This is a genomic window from Candidatus Nomurabacteria bacterium, from assembly GCA_020631905.1.
Taxonomy (GTDB): Bacteria; Patescibacteriota; Saccharimonadia; order Saccharimonadales; family VXPC01; genus JACKGQ01.
The window spans coordinates 237,085-254,401 of the sequence record JACKGQ010000001.1; the positions used below are offsets into that span (position 1 = coordinate 237,085).

General features: G+C 46.0%; 19 protein-coding genes and 1 tRNA gene. 16 read left to right on the forward strand and 4 right to left on the reverse strand.

The window, feature by feature from the left end; genetic code table 11:
- The first annotated feature begins 48 nt into the window (after positions 1-48).
- The 4 genes from groL to H6798_01300 all read left to right on the forward strand — a co-directional run bounded on the left by groL (position 49) and on the right by H6798_01300 (position 4,055).
- Positions 49-1,668: a chaperonin GroEL gene (gene groL / locus H6798_01285; protein MCB9821155.1), complete on the forward strand. Its 1,620-nt coding sequence runs from the start codon at positions 49-51 to the stop codon at positions 1,666-1,668.
- Between the two features lie 396 nt (positions 1,669-2,064).
- Complete coding sequence (locus H6798_01290) at positions 2,065-2,562, forward strand: hypothetical protein (protein MCB9821156.1); 498 nt, start codon at positions 2,065-2,067, stop codon at positions 2,560-2,562.
- Between the two features lie 72 nt (positions 2,563-2,634).
- Positions 2,635-3,660, forward strand: coding sequence for a bifunctional phosphoglucose/phosphomannose isomerase (locus tag H6798_01295; GenBank protein MCB9821157.1), 1,026 nt, complete (start codon positions 2,635-2,637; stop codon positions 3,658-3,660).
- Between the two features lie 65 nt (positions 3,661-3,725).
- A complete protein-coding gene (locus tag H6798_01300; protein MCB9821158.1) occupies positions 3,726-4,055 on the forward strand; it encodes a hypothetical protein in 330 nt (109 codons plus the stop codon).
- Between the two features lie 145 nt (positions 4,056-4,200).
- Here the strand turns inward: H6798_01300 and H6798_01305 are convergent, their stop codons facing one another.
- Positions 4,201-5,427, reverse strand: coding sequence for an ABC transporter permease (locus tag H6798_01305; protein MCB9821159.1), 1,227 nt, complete (start codon positions 5,425-5,427; stop codon positions 4,201-4,203).
- Positions 5,424-6,266, reverse strand: a complete 843-nt coding sequence (locus H6798_01310) for an ABC transporter ATP-binding protein (GenBank protein MCB9821160.1) — start codon at positions 6,264-6,266, stop codon at positions 5,424-5,426. Before H6798_01310 ends, H6798_01305 begins: the two co-directional genes overlap by 4 nt.
- Positions 6,267-6,346: 80 nt before the next feature.
- Here H6798_01310 and H6798_01315 point away from each other — a divergent pair, with 80 nt between their 5' ends.
- The 6 genes from H6798_01315 to H6798_01340 all read left to right on the forward strand — a co-directional run bounded on the left by H6798_01315 (position 6,347) and on the right by H6798_01340 (position 11,474).
- Positions 6,347-6,640: a hypothetical protein gene (locus tag H6798_01315; GenBank protein MCB9821161.1), complete on the forward strand. Its 294-nt coding sequence runs from the start codon at positions 6,347-6,349 to the stop codon at positions 6,638-6,640.
- Positions 6,641-6,819: 179 nt separating this feature from the next.
- Positions 6,820-6,909 (forward strand) — tRNA-Ser (locus H6798_01320).
- A 185-nt stretch (positions 6,910-7,094) separates the two neighbouring features.
- On the forward strand, positions 7,095-7,793 hold the full coding sequence (locus H6798_01325; protein ID MCB9821162.1) for a DUF1361 domain-containing protein: 699 nt from the start codon (positions 7,095-7,097) through the stop codon (positions 7,791-7,793).
- Positions 7,790-9,466, forward strand: coding sequence for an arginine--tRNA ligase (gene argS / locus H6798_01330; protein MCB9821163.1), 1,677 nt, complete (start codon positions 7,790-7,792; stop codon positions 9,464-9,466). The genes H6798_01325 and argS overlap by 4 nt, the downstream gene beginning before the upstream one ends.
- A gap of 49 nt (positions 9,467-9,515) precedes the next feature.
- A complete protein-coding gene (locus tag H6798_01335; GenBank protein MCB9821164.1) occupies positions 9,516-11,015 on the forward strand; it encodes a cryptochrome/photolyase family protein in 1,500 nt (499 codons plus the stop codon).
- A gap of 33 nt (positions 11,016-11,048) precedes the next feature.
- On the forward strand, positions 11,049-11,474 hold the full coding sequence (locus H6798_01340; GenBank protein MCB9821165.1) for a DUF1761 domain-containing protein: 426 nt from the start codon (positions 11,049-11,051) through the stop codon (positions 11,472-11,474).
- A gap of 1 nt (position 11,475) precedes the next feature.
- On the opposite strand, the gene H6798_01345 is transcribed toward H6798_01340, so the two are convergent.
- Positions 11,476-11,805 carry an MscL family protein gene (locus tag H6798_01345; protein ID MCB9821166.1) on the reverse strand — a complete coding sequence of 110 codons (330 nt, stop codon included), beginning with the start codon at positions 11,803-11,805 and terminating at the stop codon, positions 11,476-11,478.
- Between the two features lie 77 nt (positions 11,806-11,882).
- Between H6798_01345 and H6798_01350 the strand changes: the two genes are divergently transcribed.
- Genes H6798_01350 through H6798_01370 form a run of 5 tightly spaced genes read left to right on the forward strand, consistent with a single transcriptional unit; the run spans position 11,883 to position 14,762 of the window.
- A complete protein-coding gene (locus H6798_01350; GenBank protein MCB9821167.1) occupies positions 11,883-12,176 on the forward strand; it encodes a hypothetical protein in 294 nt (97 codons plus the stop codon).
- Positions 12,173-12,565, forward strand: a complete 393-nt coding sequence (msrB, locus tag H6798_01355) for a peptide-methionine (R)-S-oxide reductase MsrB (GenBank protein ID MCB9821168.1) — start codon at positions 12,173-12,175, stop codon at positions 12,563-12,565. The genes H6798_01350 and msrB overlap by 4 nt, the downstream gene beginning before the upstream one ends.
- A complete protein-coding gene (locus tag H6798_01360; protein MCB9821169.1) occupies positions 12,558-13,898 on the forward strand; it encodes a CapA family protein in 1,341 nt (446 codons plus the stop codon). The genes msrB and H6798_01360 overlap by 8 nt, the downstream gene beginning before the upstream one ends.
- 11 nt (positions 13,899-13,909) lie before the next feature.
- Positions 13,910-14,440 (forward strand): oligoribonuclease, encoded by a 531-nt coding sequence (orn, locus tag H6798_01365; GenBank protein MCB9821170.1) that lies wholly within the window; start codon positions 13,910-13,912, stop codon positions 14,438-14,440.
- Entirely contained in the window at positions 14,433-14,762 is a 330-nt protein-coding gene (locus H6798_01370; GenBank protein ID MCB9821171.1) for an MmcQ/YjbR family DNA-binding protein, read from the forward strand. The genes orn and H6798_01370 overlap by 8 nt, the downstream gene beginning before the upstream one ends.
- Here the strand turns inward: H6798_01370 and H6798_01375 are convergent.
- The gene (locus H6798_01375; protein MCB9821172.1) at positions 14,759-15,358 is read right to left on the reverse strand and encodes a hypothetical protein; all 600 of its coding nucleotides are present in this window, start codon (positions 15,356-15,358) and stop codon (positions 14,759-14,761) included. The genes H6798_01370 and H6798_01375 overlap by 4 nt on opposite strands.
- Before the next feature lie 162 nt (positions 15,359-15,520).
- On the opposite strand from H6798_01375, the gene H6798_01380 reads away from it, so the two are divergent.
- Complete coding sequence (locus tag H6798_01380; GenBank protein ID MCB9821173.1) at positions 15,521-17,284, forward strand: DNA primase; 1,764 nt, start codon at positions 15,521-15,523, stop codon at positions 17,282-17,284.
- The last annotated feature ends 33 nt before the right edge of the window (positions 17,285-17,317 follow it).

The following is a 17,317-nucleotide window of genomic DNA, read 5'->3' on the forward strand; positions in this document are numbered from 1 at the left end:
AGAAGTCTTAGGGCTCTAAGATCTAAGCTCTAAGATCCAAGATCTAGAATGAGTAAACGAATATACTACGATGCAGATGCCAGAGAGCGCTTACTGGGCGGTGCGAGGGCCCTGTACGAAGCTGTAAAAACAACTATGGGCCCCAAAGGTCGCAATGTGATTATCGCTAAAAGCTACGGCGCACCTACGATTACTCACGACGGTGTAACTGTTGCCAAAGGCATTGATTTACCAGATAACGATCCAGCTACTTTAGGCTATAAGGTGGGTGCCGAGCTGATCAAGCAAGCTGCCAACAAAATGAACGATGTTGCCGGCGACGGCACAACCACTGTAACTGTTCTGACCTACCATATTTTAAATGAAGCCAACAAACTAATTGCGGCTGGCCACAACCCAATGCAACTCCGCAAAGGCTTGGAAAAGGCTGCCGAAGAGGTAATTGCTGCTCTCGAAGGTATGCGCGAAGATATCGGCAACGATAAAAAGCGGGTGGCTCAGGTAGCTACTATCTCGGCCGGCGACTCGACGATTGGCGACATGATTGCCGAAGTTATGGAAAAGGTCGGTCGCGAAGGTGTGGTAACTGTCGAAGAAGGCCAAGGACTGGCCATGGAAAGCGAAGTTGTCGAAGGCTTTACCTTTGACCGTGGTTTTGTTAGCCCCTATATGGTTACCGACAGCGGTCGCATGGAAGCAGTCTACGACAAGCCAAGTATCGTAATTACCGACAAGAAAATCTCGAGCATTCAAGAATTTTTACCAGTTCTTGAAAAGCTTGCCCAAGCTGGCAAAAAAGACGTAGTACTGATTGCCGAAGATGTTGAAGGCGAGGCTCTGGGAGCGCTGATTTTGAACAAGCTTAAAGGTGTGCTCAACACCGTTGCGGTTAAGGCTCCATCTTTTGGTGACCGCCGCAAAGATATTTTGAACGACATTGCCATTTTGACTGGTGCAACTGTGATTTCCGAAGACCAAGGCTATACCTTTGAGTCGGCCGACCTAAGCATGATCGGTAGTGCTCGCCGAGTAATTGTAACTGCCGACGAAACTACAATCATTGAGGGTGCCGGCAATCCGGTTGAATTAGCCTCGAGGATTGATCAGATCAAAACTCAGAGCACCAACGCAAGCAGCGAGTTCGACAAAGAAAACCTAGACAAACGAGCGGCTGCCCTAAATGGCAAAGTTGCGGTGATCAAAGTTGGTGGTGCCACCGAAACCGAGATCGAAGAGAAGAAATACCGAGTCGATGACGCTGTGGCTGCCGTCAAAGCCGCCCTCGACGAAGGCATCGTGCCTGGTGGTGGCGTAACACCTGTAAACTTAGCTGTTGCGATCGACGACACCGACTCTGGTGCCGCTATCTTGAAAAATGCTCTCGAACAACCATTCCGAATCTTACTAACCAACAGTGGTTTGAATGCCGACGAGTGGCTGCCGCAAGTTAAGGCCGGTAAGCCGGGTATGGGACTAGACGTCAATAATCCAAGTAAATTGGTAGACATGAAGGCCAGTGGAATCGTCGACCCTGCTCGGGTAACACGCGAAGCCATCCAGAACGCAGTCTCGATTGCCGGCACCAGCATGACCATGGGTGCGCTTGTAGTCGACGAGCCAGAAGACAAGTCGGCTGGTGGTGCTCCTGATATGTCTGGCATGATGTAAGTATTCAGGAGGGAATGACTTTCCCTCCTGACGCGCAGGCAAATCGAAGATTTGTCTGGCTGTCCTCCCTTCGCAAAGGATCTAATAAACCCGGAGTAAATCCGGGTTTATTAGTGTTTTAAATGGTTATCTAGATGTTACTTATTCTTAAACTGGGAAGGTTGAGCGTTCTCGGGCTGCTCATATCCCAAAGCGGAATAAAGAGATCGGAGTGGATCCGATCTCTTCGCGGTTTTTGAGGAGGTGTGCTAGCCCTTCAACCAAAGACTTATAGCCTCTGATCAAATCCAGATTTATTTAATTTTATGAAAATTGGGTGTTGTAAGTAAAACTTGCAATACTTTAATACTTGTGGTATACTACAGTTACTAATTGGAAGGTTAGGAGTTGGATTAAATGCCATACAAGAAAAAAGATACCAAGATTTCTAATGCGCAAGCATATTTGAAGTCGACCGACACAGTCAGTCGACCGACTGCCATTATTATGAGCTTGTTAACGTTTTTGGCTGTATTTGCGGTTGTCTTGAGCCTATTCTTGGGTGGAAAGTGGTTGTACGACCGTCAGAACAATAATTCGAGCTCCTCGACCAGTACAACTCAGAGCACTTCTAGTAACACAGAAACAGACAATTCAAGCAAAGTTACCTCGAACTCAGCTGGCAACGACGGGCTTGGGATTACAGTTATCGACGGCGACGGCGAAAAGATTGCTAGTCGCGTGGGTGAGCAGTTTAACAAGTCGACCACTACCTCGACCGACAAGCCAGCTTCGACACCAGTCGTTAAAACCGATACTTTGCCTCGGACTGGTCCAGCCAACAATCTTCTGATTGCAGTCGGAGTTGTCGTAATTGTATCAGCTAGCCACAGCTTGTATGCTCGCCGCAGATAACTCATAAAAATACGGAATTATCAGAATTTAGAGAGCTCGCCATGAGCTCTCTTTTGGTTTATGCTTATATATATGTTAGACGATCTTAAATATATTCACACCAAAGATTCTGGCGATGCCTTGGGTATGGCCGAAAAGCAATGGCAGCAGCTCGAGCACGAGTTTCCTGTACCCGACCTAAATAAACCCGATAAAGTGGTCTTTGCGGGCATGGGCGGCTCAGCACTAGAGGCGCTGGTTTCGATGACCTGGCCTGGGTATAACGTGCCATTCGAGCTGGTTCGCGATTACGACTTACCTAAGTATGTCGACGATAAAACCTTGGTGATTGTCTCGAGCTATTCGGGTAATACCGAAGAGGCAGTTTCGGTGCTCGAACAGGCAATTGCCAGCCCGGCCCAGGTGGTCGTGCTAGCTGGTGGTGGCGAATTGGCTGATTTGACCCGCGATAAACATCAGATATATGTTGATTTGCCTAAAGCCAGCCAACCACGTTATGCAGTTTTTTATGCCCTTAAAGCACTAGTTACAATGCTCGAGCGAGCGGGTTTGGTAGCCGAGGCAGAAGCCGAGAAGGCTTTGCATAACAGTGCTGAATTTTTGCGCGAAGAAGTTAAAAATTGGCTACCCGATGTGCCAACTAGCAACAACCCGGCCAAGCGCTTGGCGCGTGAGCTGGTCGGTAAGTCACCAGTTGTTTATGCTGGCAAAGTCCTTGCGTCAGCTGCCTATAAATGGAAAATAAGTTTTAACGAAAATGCCAAGAACGTCGCTTGGTGGGGGCAATACCCGGAGTTTAATCATAATGAGTTTATGGGCTGGAGCTCGCACCCACATGATAAGCCTTATGAGGTGATCGATTTGCGCAGTAGTTTTGACCACCCACGGGTTCGAAAACGTTTTGAACTCAGCGACAAGCTACTAAGTGGCAAGCGACCTAAAGCCCATGTAGTAGAGGCCAAAGGCGCGACTATCTTAGAGCAAATTTTGTGGACGATAAGCTACGGAGATTTTGTTTCGATCTATCTTGCACTACTAAATGGGGTTAACCCAACCCCGGTCGACCTGATAGAAAAGTTCAAACACGAGCTTGGCTAAAGCCCTCATGCTTGCTTGAATGCAAGGCGGCATGTGTCTTAACTTAATGACAGTAAGGAGAGTATATGGCGTTAAGTATTGAAGCGGGCGAGATAGGATTTGAACATGCTGTGCTGGCTTACCAGGTGTGGCCAGATGGGCAAAGTATATCAAGTCTGAAGCTGCCAATTCGGGAATCGTCGGCCATGGCAGTCGAAGAGATCGATATGCCGGAAACAACAGCCTGGGTGACATTTTTTGTCGCAGCTGTTTGTGTAGCTAGAGTCCGGGACGAAAGTGCAGGTGTCGACAGACAGATGATTTTGAGCTCTAACACCAGTATCCCGGAGCTCGAGCTAGAAGATCACGTTGTGATTGAGAGAAGTGGCAAAAGGGTGAAGTTAGCACCATTATAACTGATACTAGAGCAAGGCGAGTTACCAGATTTTGTTCGGGACTGGCTGGTGCCTTACGTTGAACTTGGTAGCAGTGGTAATCCGACCGCGTCAGCCCTTAAGAGACTTCTATAAAAAATCTGGCCGGGACTTGATTTAGCTAATACTATGAGCGGAGGGCGTCGATTGGTTTTTTGCGACTTGCTTTCCAGGCTGGGCCAGCCCCGAATAAGACACCGACAATAACCGACATAGCAATCGCCAGTAATATAACTGTTGGGCTGAAAGCTGGCTTAATGTTCGTAGTGGTACGAATGACTAATCCGGCTAGCTGCGATACAAATACACCGATAAAGCCGCCAGTTACACTGAGTACAATCGATTCCGACAAGAATTGACTCAGGACTTGCCAATTACTAGCACCAATCGCTTTACGAATGCCGATTTCGCGGGTACGCTCGGCGACATTTACGAGCATGATGTTCATGATACCAATTCCACCAACAATCAACGAGATGGCGGCCACTGCGGCCACTAAAGCCGTGACTAACTGAAAAATATCCTCGGTTACATACTCGAGTTCGCTCAGGCGTAATACACTGTAATCTTCTTGGTTATGGAGCTCATGGAGCTTCTGGTTGATAGTTTGCATAAGTTGATTAAGATCGGTTTGGCCTCGCACCAATATTTCTTTGATCTTGGTGTTTTCGGCTTGGAGTTTGTGCAAGGCCGAAAAATCTACAAAAACGGTGTTGTTGTAGTCTATGCCCAGGTTGATCGGGTTGGCTGGGAACCGTTCAAAGACACCTTTGATGACAAAATCTTGTCCGCGGACTTTAATAATCGAGCCAATTGGCGAAGGATCACCAAATAACTGATCGGCTACCGAAGCACCGATCAGAACTGTCCTATCTGATGGTGTCGAGCTAAAATCGGAACCATAACTTATCTGGCGGCCAAGTAATCCGGAAACATTACTATTTGTGGCTATCAAGTAGCCATTGCTTAATAAGTTGCCATCACGGTCGGTGATTTCGGCGCTAATATCGGCTAGTGGCGAAGTTGCCGTAACCCCAGGTATGGCGTTGACTGCATCAAGGTCTGCTTGTGTCAGGCTATTTGAGCTAAGTGCACGGTTGAGGTTGTATCGGGCGATAGTGCCGTCTGGATTACGGTCGATCACATGACCCGAACGTATGCTAATCACATTGGCACCGCTGGCCTCTACCTGCGACAGAACTTGATTCTTAACTCCTTGACCAACGTTGATTGCCAGCACTATCGAAGCTACACCAATGACTACGCCCAAGATTGTTAAGCCACTACGGACACGCGCACCACGTATATTGTGCATTGCGATTCGGACATTCGAACTAGTGTTGCTAAAAATCATTTCTTCTTACCTTTTTGTTTAGAGGTACGTTTCTTGCTGGCGACATGTTTCGGGTCGACTTGGTCTGCTTTTTTATGCTTTTTGCCAGACTTGCGGGCCTCGTAATCTTCGCGTTCGACAACGTCCTGGACCTTGGTTAGATCGATTTGCTGATTTTCTTTCAAGGCTTGGTCGATTCGAATCAGTCCATCTTGCATGTATATGACTCGGCTGGCATAGCGGGTCAGCTCTGGGTTATGGGTGACCATCAAAATAGTATTGCCTTGCTTATTGATAGTTCGAAGTAAGTCCATAATCACTTTGCTGGAAGCTGTGTCGAGATTGCCGGTTGGTTCGTCGGCCACAATCAGGGAGGGGCGGTTAACAAGGGCTCTGGCGATTGCGGCTTTCTGAGTTTGACCACCACTGAGTTGTTTTGGTAGGTAGTATTCCTTGTTGCGAATCCCGAGTCTTTCCAAAAGATCGCTAGCTCGCTTAAGACTGTTGATGTGGGTGGTGCCCTTGTAGGTGAGTGGCAAGGCTACGTTTTCTAACACGGAAATATTCGGCAAAAGGTTAAAAGATTGGAAAACAAAGCCAATGTGGTCGCGACGAATTTTGGCTTTGCCACGGGCAGAGAGATCATTTATATGGACACCCTCGACTTCGTAGATACCATCAGTGGGATCGTCGAGTAGGCCGATGACATTTAGTAATGTTGTTTTACCCGAACCACTTGGGCCCATAATAGCGAGGAACTCACCCTGATCGATTTCGAGACTAACATCATCGAGAGCAATGGTGGTGGCGTCGCCAAGGCCGAAAACCTTGCGGATGTTTTGTAGTTTTACTATCTGCATTCTGGACTATTATTGTAGATTGAAGATTGCTTTTCGAGCAAGCATAAGAACCAGAATTTTGTTCTGGTATAATAGAAGGCATGAGTGAAGTGAGTATCGATCCCATTGACACAAGAGGCATGGTGGCGGGTTGCTATGCGACGTTTATTAGTTGGAATGACCATCCAGACACGGCTCCTATTACAGAATTTCTAGATCAGCAGGGTGTCGACTACTTACCAGTTTTGCTCGACCCAGAGAGAGAAACGTGGCTGGGGACTAGGCCAAGTCTCGATGTGCCAGGGTATGGAACATATGTTGGTCGAGAAGAGATTGAGGTGGCAGTCACTCATCTTAATCTCGGGTCTGCTGCAACTATGGCCGCTGGGCTCTAGCTTATGTGAAAAAATAATACTTTGGTTCGCGGTTTGTCGCCGAATCCCGTAAAATAGTTTGGCCGCACCAAATTCAAACCTTTTGGATTTGAGAGTAACAGCAATGACCTGTCAGACTAATACTTTTACCACTTGTTTTGCAAAAGTAGTGATCCGACAGTCGTCATTGACTGCGACTAGGAGAGGTGTCCGAGTGGTTGAAGGAGCACGCTTGGAAAGCGTGTATGCGGGCAACCGTATCACGGGTTCGAATCCCGTCCTCTCCGCCAGTGAGAAATAATTGAACCAAGGCAGTAAGTATTTAGTTACGCCTTGTTACAGGAGTACTGGATGCGAACCCGTAGGGTTACGAATCTTGTCATAATCTACTGATTTGACGAGATATAGTAGATGGTGGAATAGCTTTAGCTAGTCTACCACCGTACGTTTATCCCGTCCTCTCCGCCAAATATTTATGAAGACAAAACAACATAAAATCGCCCTTGTCCTGGCTCTAGTGGCTGCCGCTTGCGTAGCCTTGAGCATAGTTCGCTATATTTACTCAGGCACGATCAGACATTTGTATTTACCCTGGAATTTACTACTAGGTTCTTTACCTTTGTATCTTGCCTACATCTTGAGCCAGTATCGTGGACGCTGGTTTTGGGTATTGTTCATAGTCTGGCTACTTTTCTTGCCAAACGCTTTTTATATAGTCACTGATTTACTGCATCTTAACCCGATTGAAGCCAATCTTGAACACTACTGGGTAGGCAATTACCGTTATGCCCTAGAACCAAATAGCCCAGGCATTTTATTCGACACGGCACTCCTATTTATGTATTCGAGCTATGGCTTTTTGTTGGGGTTGATATCTACTGGAGTAGTCCATGATCAACTTCTCGACAAGAAGAGATTCAAGCCAAATGCAGCTTGGCTTACAATTTTGGGTTCGTTATTTTTGAGTGGCTTGGCGATCTTTATCGGGCGACGACTCAGACTAAATAGCTGGGACATAGCCACCGATCCAGTTGGGCTAGTAAAGTTAATTGCCAATATATTTTTGCACCCAATAGCAAACGCCGAGGCTTGGGCTGTAACGTTACTATTCTTCTATGTTAGTGCTTGTTTTTATCTACTTTACCGAAGTTTGATATACTTAACTAAACCATGAACTACCTTGAGGAGCTAGTAGCCGACCTAGAGCATTTTGGCGTAAAACCAGAGCTTATTCAGTTTGGCAACGACCAGATTGGCAGCGACATAGCGATGCCATGCTTTAGCTTAGCTCAAGAGCTGCGTCAGAGTCCCCAGGCGATTGCCCAAGATATTGCCGGCCGCCTAAATCACCCCGACATCAACAGGACAGAAGCTCTGGGTGGTTATGTGAATATTTGGCTAAACGAAGAGTCGATGGTCCGAGGCTTAATTGCGCAAGGAGCAGAGAATCCTGATTATGGGTCGGTCGAACCAAATAATCGAACAGTAATCGTTGAATATGTGTCGCCGAACCTTGCTAAACCGCTTTCAATCGGACATCTGCGAAATGCGCTTCAGGGGAGAGCCTTGACTAACTTATATCGGTCGCAGGGCTACAAGGTTATTACCGATAGCCATTTGGGTGACTGGGGAACTGTGTTTGGTATGTGGGTAGTTGGTTTTCAGACATTTAGTAGCTACGAAGCCTTAGGCTCGGGAGGCAACAAAGAACTCGGCAGAGTTTATGTCGAAATGAGGAAAAGCTTGAAGGCCGAGGCCGAAGCCGGGCGGGATGAATTGAAGCAATCCGTCCAAGACTGGCTAATTAAGTTAGAGGCTGGTGACGAAGAGGCTTGGAAATACCATGAATTGTTTAAAAACATTTCACTGGCCGATACCAACCGGGTACTTGCAAAACTAAATATTGTTTTCGATGAAACTCTAGGGGAGGCATTTTATTACCAGCAAGCTCGTCAGTTAATCGAACAGTTGCTGTCAGATGGGGTTGCGACTAAACAAGATGATAATTCAGTTATTGTTGATTTGTCATCTGAGAATCTTGAAACACCACTGTTATTGCAGAAGAGCAACGGAGCCCTGTTATATGCGTCGACGGATATAGCCACGATCAAGTACCGCGAGGAACGTTGGGATCCAACGGCAGTTTTGTATGTGGTTGGCGCAGAGCAACAATTTCACTTTAGGCAACTTTTTGCATTTAATAAACTGGCTAAATATAGCGATGCCGACCTGGTCCATTATTGGTATGGTTTGGTCGAAGAGATTGGCGAAGATGGCCAGAGGCAAAAAATGAGCTCGAGGCGAGGTGCAGTCTATCTAGAAGATGTCTTAGACCTCGCCCTCGAGAAAGCAAAAGCTCAGGCCGAGCCAAACATGAGCACAGAAGATATTACAAAGGTCGCCTACGGAGCAATTAGCTACAGAGAGTTTCTGCAAGGACACCAGAGCAATGTCTTATTTAACTGGGAAGAAATGTTTAGTCTAACCGGTAAATCCGGGCCATACGTCCAGTATGCGGCTGTTCGATTAAACTCAATTTTGGCTAAATCGTCGCTTCAGCCAGCAAGAACAGACGGTTATGATTGGCGAGCAGAACACAGTTTATTACACAAACTGCTCGGCTATCCAGCCCTCGAAAGACAGGCCCGAACAGAGCTCGAGCCCAGCAAATTAGCTTTTTATATTTATGATTTAGCCAAAGATCTTAACCGATATTACGAGACAACAATAGTACTGGACGAAGATGAACAAGTTCAGGCAAACAGACTTTGGTTAATGCAAATCGTTAAGCAGAATCTGGCGCATGCTCTTGGTATTTTGGGCATCGACATTCCAGAGAAGATGTAACCAGACCAATATCTGGTAAAAAAGCTTATGTTCATGCTAAGCTTTTAGTATGTTTGGAAGCAAAAAAGTAGAGGCTGGCAAGAAAGCCCTCGTTCTATTTCCGGATCAGTTATTCAAAATTGATGATTTGCCAAGCGTCGACAGAATATATTTTATTGAAGATCCGCTTTACTTCGGCAACGACAAGACATATCCCTACAAAATACATGGCTCAAAGATAATCTTTTTACGGGCCAGCATGCAAGCCTATCTGGGCGAAGAATTGTGGCCAGCAAAATTAGAAATTGACTACATGGAGAACCACCCAGATTTATGGTCTGGTGCAGCAGTTGCCAGAGCAGCACTCGATGGCTACGAAACAATTTATGTGTTCAAGCCCAATGATCACCGGCTCAAAGAGAGGTTGATTAAGGCCGAACAGGAGCTTACTGATGAGTATTCGGTTGTCTGGCTAGATCTACCTAATTTTTATCTACAGACGCAAGAAATACGCGAGTTTTTCGATGCTAAAAAGACTGACTTTAAGAACTTTTACCAGTGGCAACGAGAGCGTTTTAACATACTTATCGGCAAAGACTATAAGCCTGTTGGTGGCGACTGGATGCTACCCGAACCAAAACCCGTAAAGCAGGCTAGCGTAGGTATGCGTTCATTCGGTAACAATAAATATGTTGCCGAGGCCTATCATTATGTCGAGAATCGCTTTAGTCATTATCATAATCTTCCAGAAGATTTTATCTGGCCGGTTACTCGCGAAGAAGCTGGCCAATGGCACGAGGACTTTTTGTCTACACGACTAGCTGGCTATGCGGCCGGGTCTCATCAGTTAGATCTGGAGTCTTCTTGGAGTGGACGTTCGTTGATTGGTACACTTCTTGAGTCTGGCTTGGTTTACCCTCAAGAGGCGCTGAAATTAGCTACACAAAATCATAGCAAAAAGCCTGGAGAGTTGGTCGATCTAGAGCTCTATGTGCGAAATATATTGGGCTGGCGAGAGTACATGCGTGGTTATTACCTGGAGCGCTGTGTTGACTTGCCGGGTAAAAATGAACTCCAGGCGTCAAGGGTAATGACATCGGCCTGGATCGACGCTCAAACCGGACTCGAGCCAGTCGACGCAATTATCAGAAAAGCTCGACGTACTGGCTACATATCTTCACAAGAACGAGTAGTAATGGCTAGTTTGATGCAAATTATCGGATTTCACCCCCAGAACGTTATTGCTTGGTTCCGGGAAATGTCGATCGATTCTAGTGAATGGCAATTGGTTACTAATGTTTTAGCGGTGACCCAGTTTGCTGGGGGCAAGAACCTATTAACAGCCCAGCCAGTATTGTTGTCTAGTAGTCAGTTAGTTGATATGGGCGCTCATGCCGATCAGACATGGCAAGAAATATGGGATGGGCTGTACAGCCGTTTTATCGACATGCACCGGACACGCCTAGATAAGAATGTCGTCAAACTTCATGACGCACTGGGCGAAGATATTAAGCGAGTGCTTGGCTACAGGGCGGGCGACTTCTTGGCCGAATATACAGTCCGCGGCTAGTGTATACTGGCAGAATAAACAGAGGAGCGAGTTATGGACTATCTTAGTGAGTTGGGCAATGTGAACATCATCGCGGTGTTATGTGCGACGTTTGTTTCTCTAGTGCTCGGTTTTATTTGGTATAACATGAATGTATTTGGAGCTAGATGGGCCAAATTGGCTGGCATTAAGAAAAAGGATTTAGACAAACCCAAGGGCATTGGCCTAAATATGTTGATTATGTCGATCGGGGCTTTTGTCGCGGCCAGCGTAATTGCGGTGATTATGCAAGCAACAGATATGGATACAGGCTTAGATGGGTTTACGCTAGGCTTTTTGTTTGGTTTGGCTTTTCGACTCTCGTCCCATTTCATGCACAATGCCTTCGTTGGCAGAAACCATGAGCTATCGGTTATCGACGGCATGCATGATACTTTACAGCTCGCCCTGATGGGTCTAGTTATTGGTTTGTGGCTCTAAGTTATTGCTTTGGCTTATCGAGTTTGTCTAAGCCAAGTTTTTTGACCATCAAGTAGATAACCAGAGCGGTTGCGACAAGGGTGATTATCGAATCGAGAATCGCTCCCCAGCCGATTGTTAGCTCGCGACCGCTTTTGAGTGATACGACTGTCCAGCTTAACCCAGACAAGCTTTCATTACCTAGAATGAAACCAACGATTGGGCTTATAAGGTTGTTTACAATCGACGAAACAGCCCCGCTGGCTGCTACACCAATTGCTAAACCAACTGCTAAACCTACAACTCCCTGAACTCTTACGAAGTCGACGAATTCTTTGACTGTTTTATTCATAATACTTCCTCCTTTTTTTGCTTACTCATAGATTAGCATATATCGGCAACTCGGCATGCTCGATGTATAATCATGCTATGAAATCTGAGCCAAAATTATGGTTTAAAGCGAAACGCTACGGCTGGGGATGGCGACCTGTCAGCAAGGAGGGTTGGTTGGTTACAGTTATCTTCGCTGGCTACCTTGGAGTTATTGGTGTCGGGTATGGTAGAGTTGCCGAGAAACTAGAGCTAATCGATACAGGCAGTGGTTCGCTAATTTGGCTGACAGCCTTATATTTTACGAGTATCGCTGGTTCGGTGGCTGGTTTAATATGCCTAATAAGATCGAAGAGCGAAAAACCAGGCTGGCGCTGGGGAAATAAAAAGTGAACAACAATCTAAGTCCTCGCCAAAAGTATATACTCGAAGATGCTGGAACAGAGTTACCTGGCAGTGGGCAATTGCTTCACGTCGATAAAACTGGGGTATACCACTGTGCAAAATGCGATACGCCACTTTTTTTGAGTAGCTCGAAATATGACTCAAGCACACCCGGATTAATTGGTTGGCCTAGTTTTGATCAAGCCATTCAAGATTCGGTTGAGTTCCGCGAAGATAAATCTCTTGGACAGTTGCGGACAGAGGTTATCTGCAAGCAGTGCGGCGGCCATTTGGGCCATGTCTTTGCTGCGAATGATTCGAGCACAGGTCAACACTTCTGTATTAATTCGGCAGGTTTATGTTTTGAAGGCCAAGATGGCGAGAGAATCGATGGCTGATAAGCAAAAAGATATTAAGCAGACGGGTAGATTGATAGATGTAGATCACATAAGTCTTGAGGAAATGATTGATGTACGTCAACCAACCGCACCCGTCCAGACTTTGGCAGCTCCATTGGTGTCAAAACCTAGACATCATTTTCTTAGGGCAACGATATTGGCAGTAATTTCTGTCGGACTGGCATTAAGCTATACGCTATATAACCAGCATCTGGCTGTCTCGCCTGGTGTTGATCAAACCGTAACTCAACCTCAGCCATTAGATGAAATCGTAAAAGTTGAAGGTCGATATTTGTTTTCTGGAACCTTGGTCTGGGACCGCAATGTGGAAGAGTGGAGCAAGGACGCCAACGGCAATATCGACCCAGCCCAGCCGTTCTCGTTGCTCGACAGTTATAATCCAGATCAATATGGCGCCTGGATAGCCGACTTAGAATGTCCAACTATCGAAGCCGATATTCCTTTTGAGGCAGGTATGCAGCTACTCCAATTTAATTGTCGCCAAGAGTATTTGCCCTATGCCGCCAAGTATTTCGATTATTTTGATTTTGCCAATAATCACTCCGACAATTTAGGCCGCGATAAACTAATTGAGACCAAAGCTGCTCTCGAAGAAAATGGTATTGGTTATTTTGGCGACCCCGACCCAAGCCTAACCGACGAGACATGCAAGGTGGTTGCGTTGCCGGTTACAGTAACCATGAGTAATGGGATCACTAGCCACGAAGAAGATGGCCGGATGCCGATTGCCTTATGCGCCTGGCATTATTTCTATCGACTGCCAAGAGCTGGCGAGATAGAACAGATGCAAAAATATGCAGAAATTATGCCGGTGTTTGCTTTTTTGCACATGGGCACTGAGTACCAGACGCACTCCAACGCCTACCAGCAAAATGTAGCCCACAAAATTATCGATGCTGGCGCCGATTTTGTGATTGCGAACAACCCACATTGGGTTCAGGAGTCAGAAAGTTATAAAGGCAAGTTAATAGTCTATTCAACTGGTAACTTTATTTTTGATCAAGCTTGGAGCCAAGAGGTCTCCAGTAGTGTTAGTATCGATGCTTTAACCGAATTTACGCTTGCTCCAGATGTTGAAAACTGGCTAGAGGTTGGCAAAAATTGCCCCGATAAGGCTGACTGTTATCAGCAAGTTCTGGAAGCTGGATTAAGTAAAATGTCCGCCTCTTATAGCTATACTCCGATTGCTGGTTATATAAGCAAGACCACACCACAAGCTAGAGCCGACGCTGCTGGTCAAGCTTTTATCGAGAAGCGTCTCAACTGGGCCGAAGTGAGTAGTTTGCTTGAAAACAATCCACTAGAGCCCTAAACTAGAGTCTCATGGAATTAAAAAAATTACTCTGGATTGATCTTGAGATGACTGGTCTGAGGCCGCAGACCGATATTATTCTTGAAGTTGCCTGCAAGGTTACCGACCTGGACTACAAGACCTTAGATGAGTACCAAGCAGTCGTTAAGCCAGACATAGATATCCAAGATTTACTCAACGATTTCAGTCGCCAGGCTCACACCGACAGCGGGCTGCTAGATAAGCTTTCGAGTGGCCAGACCTCGGACGCAGTTGAGGCTGCACTAATTGATTTTGTTGAGCGGCATTTTGGCCAAGAAAAGGTGGTTATCGCTGGCAATAGTATCTATATGGATAGGCAATTTATTAACTATTGGTGGCCACAGCTAGCAGCAAGACTGCACTACCGGATGCTTGATGTAAGTGCCTTTAAGATTTTAGCCCAGGCCAAGTATGGACTTTTTTATACCAAAAAAGAAGCTCATCGAGCTCTCGACGACATTCAAGAATCGATCGATGAACTAGTTTTTTACGAGCAGCATATGGATTTAAAACATGAGTAGGAAAGAATTACACGACTTTTTACTCAGTTTCCCAAATACACGCCTCGACTATCCTTTTGGTGAGAGCGTGGCCGTCTACAAACTAAAGCATGGCGAAGAAGAAAAGATGTTTGCCCTGATGAGCGAAGGCAAAGAACCAATAAATTTGAGTCTAAAATGTGATCCAAATCTAGCCACACATCTGCGCGAAAAATACGAAAGTGTAATGCCCGGGTATCATTTAAACAAAAAACATTGGAATACGATCATACTGAGCGGGCAGTTGAGTCGGCAAGAGATCGAAGACTTAATCGCGCACAGCTATCAATTGGTTTCCGCCTAGTTAGTGGCAGCTACATCGTAGCCTAGAAGAATTGATATGTTCGCGTAGGCTTGATTAATTGTCTCGCGCTGCGAAGTTGAATCAGTACCGGCGTATGCTTCCGCTAATTGGCTGCGGTATTCAAGCAATTTGTTTGTGTACAGTTCATAGAACGAGGTGTCGTAGGTGTTGGCACTCGTAGCCGCATTGAGCTCGTCGCGTATGGTTTGATCGACAGCATTTTGAAGTTCTAGTTTTGTTACCTCACGACCGAGTTTTTCGAGTAAGCTGTTAATTGCAAAATGATCACTATTTAGCAGAACAACAGAACCTGCCAGAAGTTCCTGAGATTCTGAACTACGAATTTTGCTTTTTGCACCACTAGCTATATCTAGTAAGTCGGCTTGCTCGCTGTAGATCTCTGCCAGTCGATCTGCAGGGCCAGTATCTGGCTTGAGCACTATCCCGAATACTACCCAGGCTATAACTATCAGTAAGCAAATCCCACCAACCACCACCATCAACCGTTTGAGCATGCTTGGCTGGCCATTGGGGCTAAAACTACGTTTTGGTGACGTCTGAGTTTGGGGATTCAAAAAAAAGTCGTATTCACTCATGCCATAAGCTTAACCGATAATCTCTGAATTTTAAATCCTCTAACAGCCGGGATTTAATTTGGGTTTCTGGGTGCGCTATAAAGTACAGTACCATCATAAACTGCCACTCGCGACAAGCTTCTGATTTGTTATCTGTTGGTAACAGAAGTAAAATAACCGCATATGAGTGAAGGCAAGGATCTGGTGTTCGATGTTAAGCAACGGCTCGGTATCGAGGATGTAGTTGGCGACTACCTTGAGCTTAAGCGAGCTGGCCGTAATCTTAAAGCCTTAAGTCCGTTCAACCCAGAGAAAACAGCTAGCTTTATGGTCAGTCCAGAAAAACAGATCTGGCACGACTTTAGTTCGGGCAAGGGTGGTGACATGCTAAGTTTTATTATGGAGGTCGAAGGGCTAGATTTTAAAGAAGCGCTCGATTTATTAGCGCGCAAGGCCGGCTTAGATCCAACGGCGTATCGAAGCTCGGGCGACCAGGCTGCTGGCAAACTCAAAAAACGGGTAAGCGAGGCGTTAGAACAGGCAACTAAGTTTTATCAGACACAACTTCTGCATAACCCGGCGGCACTAAACTATGTAACCCAGCGTCGAGGTTTCACAAAGCAGTCTCTAATCGACTTTAGAATTGGTTATGCGCCGGATAAGCTCAATGCTTTAAGTAGCTACCTCAGAGATAAGGGTTTTAAAGACACCGAGATAACTGGTGCCGGGTTGGCTGTGTTGCGATCTCGTGGTCCAATAGACATGTTTCGTGGGCGAATGATGGTGCCGTTGATGGACACTCAGGGTATGGTAATTGGCTTTACGGCAAGATTGGTCAAAGATGGCCAGGACGGGCCAAAATACATCAATACACCTCAGACCTTAGTTTACGATAAATCACGACACGTGTTTGGCTTTTCGCAGGCAAAAGACGCAATCCGAAGAGCTGGCTACGCGGTTGTTACAGAAGGTAACTTAGACGTTGTTTCGAGCCACCAAGCTAGCGTAAAGCAGGTAGTGGCAACTGCCGGTACTGCCATGACAATCTACCACCTTAAAACAGTGGGCCGATTGACCAGTGATATTAGGTTAGCTTTCGATGCCGATCGAGCGGGTATCGCAGCAACGGAAAGAGCTATCGAGTTAGCCCAAGATCAGGACTTGCAACTTTCGGTAGTCAACATTCCATCGGGCAAAGATCCTGACGACATAGTTCGAGAAGATTCAGCCTTATGGCAAGAAATTATTACCAAGCCTGTTTACGCAGTCGATTGGTTAATCGATCGTTATAAGAATATACTCGATATCGAAACAGCCCCAGGGAAGCGTGAGTTTACAGATGTAATTTTAAGACTCATAAAAAAACTCCAAGATCCGGTCGAAAAAGATCATTATTTAAGGGTCTTGGCCGAAATGGTAGATATCTCGCTTGATTCGATAAAGCTAAAGCTCGATCAGATTAAGTTAGACAGTCAACCGACTAAGCGCCGGGTTGTCGAAAATTTGTCGAGCACAAATATTAAACCCGACGCCAGTGTAATCGAAGATAACTTCTTGGGTTTGCTAATTCTATACCCAACTACTCGGAGGGTGGCCGAAACTACTGCTGGACAGTTGTTGTTCTCGCGACCCGGCCGACAGCAGATATACGACTACATCTTGGCCAACCCACACGCGAGCATCGACGACATGTCGCCGCCAGAAGAGTTGCAAGAAGTTAGCGAGCATGTTAAACTTGCCGCGTTTACGGCAGAGCACAATTATCAAGATTTCGATTCGAACGAACGCCTGCGCGAAGCGAGTGATCTCGCACAAAAACTTATCAAAAATAGCAAACAACACACCAAAAATGAACTTATCAATCAACTTCGTCACGCCGAGACACAAGGCGACGACGACATGGTTAGTCAAATTGTTCAGGCTATCGACCGCCTCAACAAACAGTAAGTTATTGATCTAAACAAATTATTCAAGAAAGGC

What these genes read in the sequence shown, in the direction of transcription:
- H6798_01350 (MCB9821167.1), top strand. Translation starts at nt 11,883, where the DNA reads ATGAAATCTGAGCCAAAATTATGGTTTAAAGCGAAACGCTACGGCTGG.
- H6798_01300 (MCB9821158.1), top strand. Translation starts at nt 3,726, where the DNA reads ATGGCGTTAAGTATTGAAGCGGGCGAGATAGGATTTGAACATGCTGTG.
- groL (MCB9821155.1), top strand. Translation starts at nt 49, where the DNA reads ATGAGTAAACGAATATACTACGATGCAGATGCCAGAGAGCGCTTACTG.
- H6798_01290 (MCB9821156.1), top strand. Translation starts at nt 2,065, where the DNA reads ATGCCATACAAGAAAAAAGATACCAAGATTTCTAATGCGCAAGCATAT.
- H6798_01310 (MCB9821160.1), bottom strand. Translation starts at nt 6,266, where the DNA reads ATGCAGATAGTAAAACTACAAAACATCCGCAAGGTTTTCGGCCTTGGC.
- H6798_01375 (MCB9821172.1), bottom strand. Translation starts at nt 15,358, where the DNA reads ATGAGTGAATACGACTTTTTTTTGAATCCCCAAACTCAGACGTCACCA.
- H6798_01380 (MCB9821173.1), top strand. Translation starts at nt 15,521, where the DNA reads ATGAGTGAAGGCAAGGATCTGGTGTTCGATGTTAAGCAACGGCTCGGT.
- H6798_01305 (MCB9821159.1), bottom strand. Translation starts at nt 5,427, where the DNA reads ATGATTTTTAGCAACACTAGTTCGAATGTCCGAATCGCAATGCACAAT.
- H6798_01370 (MCB9821171.1), top strand. Translation starts at nt 14,433, where the DNA reads ATGAGTAGGAAAGAATTACACGACTTTTTACTCAGTTTCCCAAATACA.
- H6798_01345 (MCB9821166.1), bottom strand. Translation starts at nt 11,805, where the DNA reads ATGAATAAAACAGTCAAAGAATTCGTCGACTTCGTAAGAGTTCAGGGA.
- H6798_01340 (MCB9821165.1), top strand. Translation starts at nt 11,049, where the DNA reads ATGGACTATCTTAGTGAGTTGGGCAATGTGAACATCATCGCGGTGTTA.
- H6798_01325 (MCB9821162.1), top strand. Translation starts at nt 7,095, where the DNA reads ATGAAGACAAAACAACATAAAATCGCCCTTGTCCTGGCTCTAGTGGCT.
- H6798_01335 (MCB9821164.1), top strand. Translation starts at nt 9,516, where the DNA reads ATGTTTGGAAGCAAAAAAGTAGAGGCTGGCAAGAAAGCCCTCGTTCTA.
- argS (MCB9821163.1), top strand. Translation starts at nt 7,790, where the DNA reads ATGAACTACCTTGAGGAGCTAGTAGCCGACCTAGAGCATTTTGGCGTA.
- H6798_01295 (MCB9821157.1), top strand. Translation starts at nt 2,635, where the DNA reads ATGTTAGACGATCTTAAATATATTCACACCAAAGATTCTGGCGATGCC.
- orn (MCB9821170.1), top strand. Translation starts at nt 13,910, where the DNA reads ATGGAATTAAAAAAATTACTCTGGATTGATCTTGAGATGACTGGTCTG.
- H6798_01315 (MCB9821161.1), top strand. Translation starts at nt 6,347, where the DNA reads ATGAGTGAAGTGAGTATCGATCCCATTGACACAAGAGGCATGGTGGCG.
- H6798_01360 (MCB9821169.1), top strand. Translation starts at nt 12,558, where the DNA reads ATGGCTGATAAGCAAAAAGATATTAAGCAGACGGGTAGATTGATAGAT.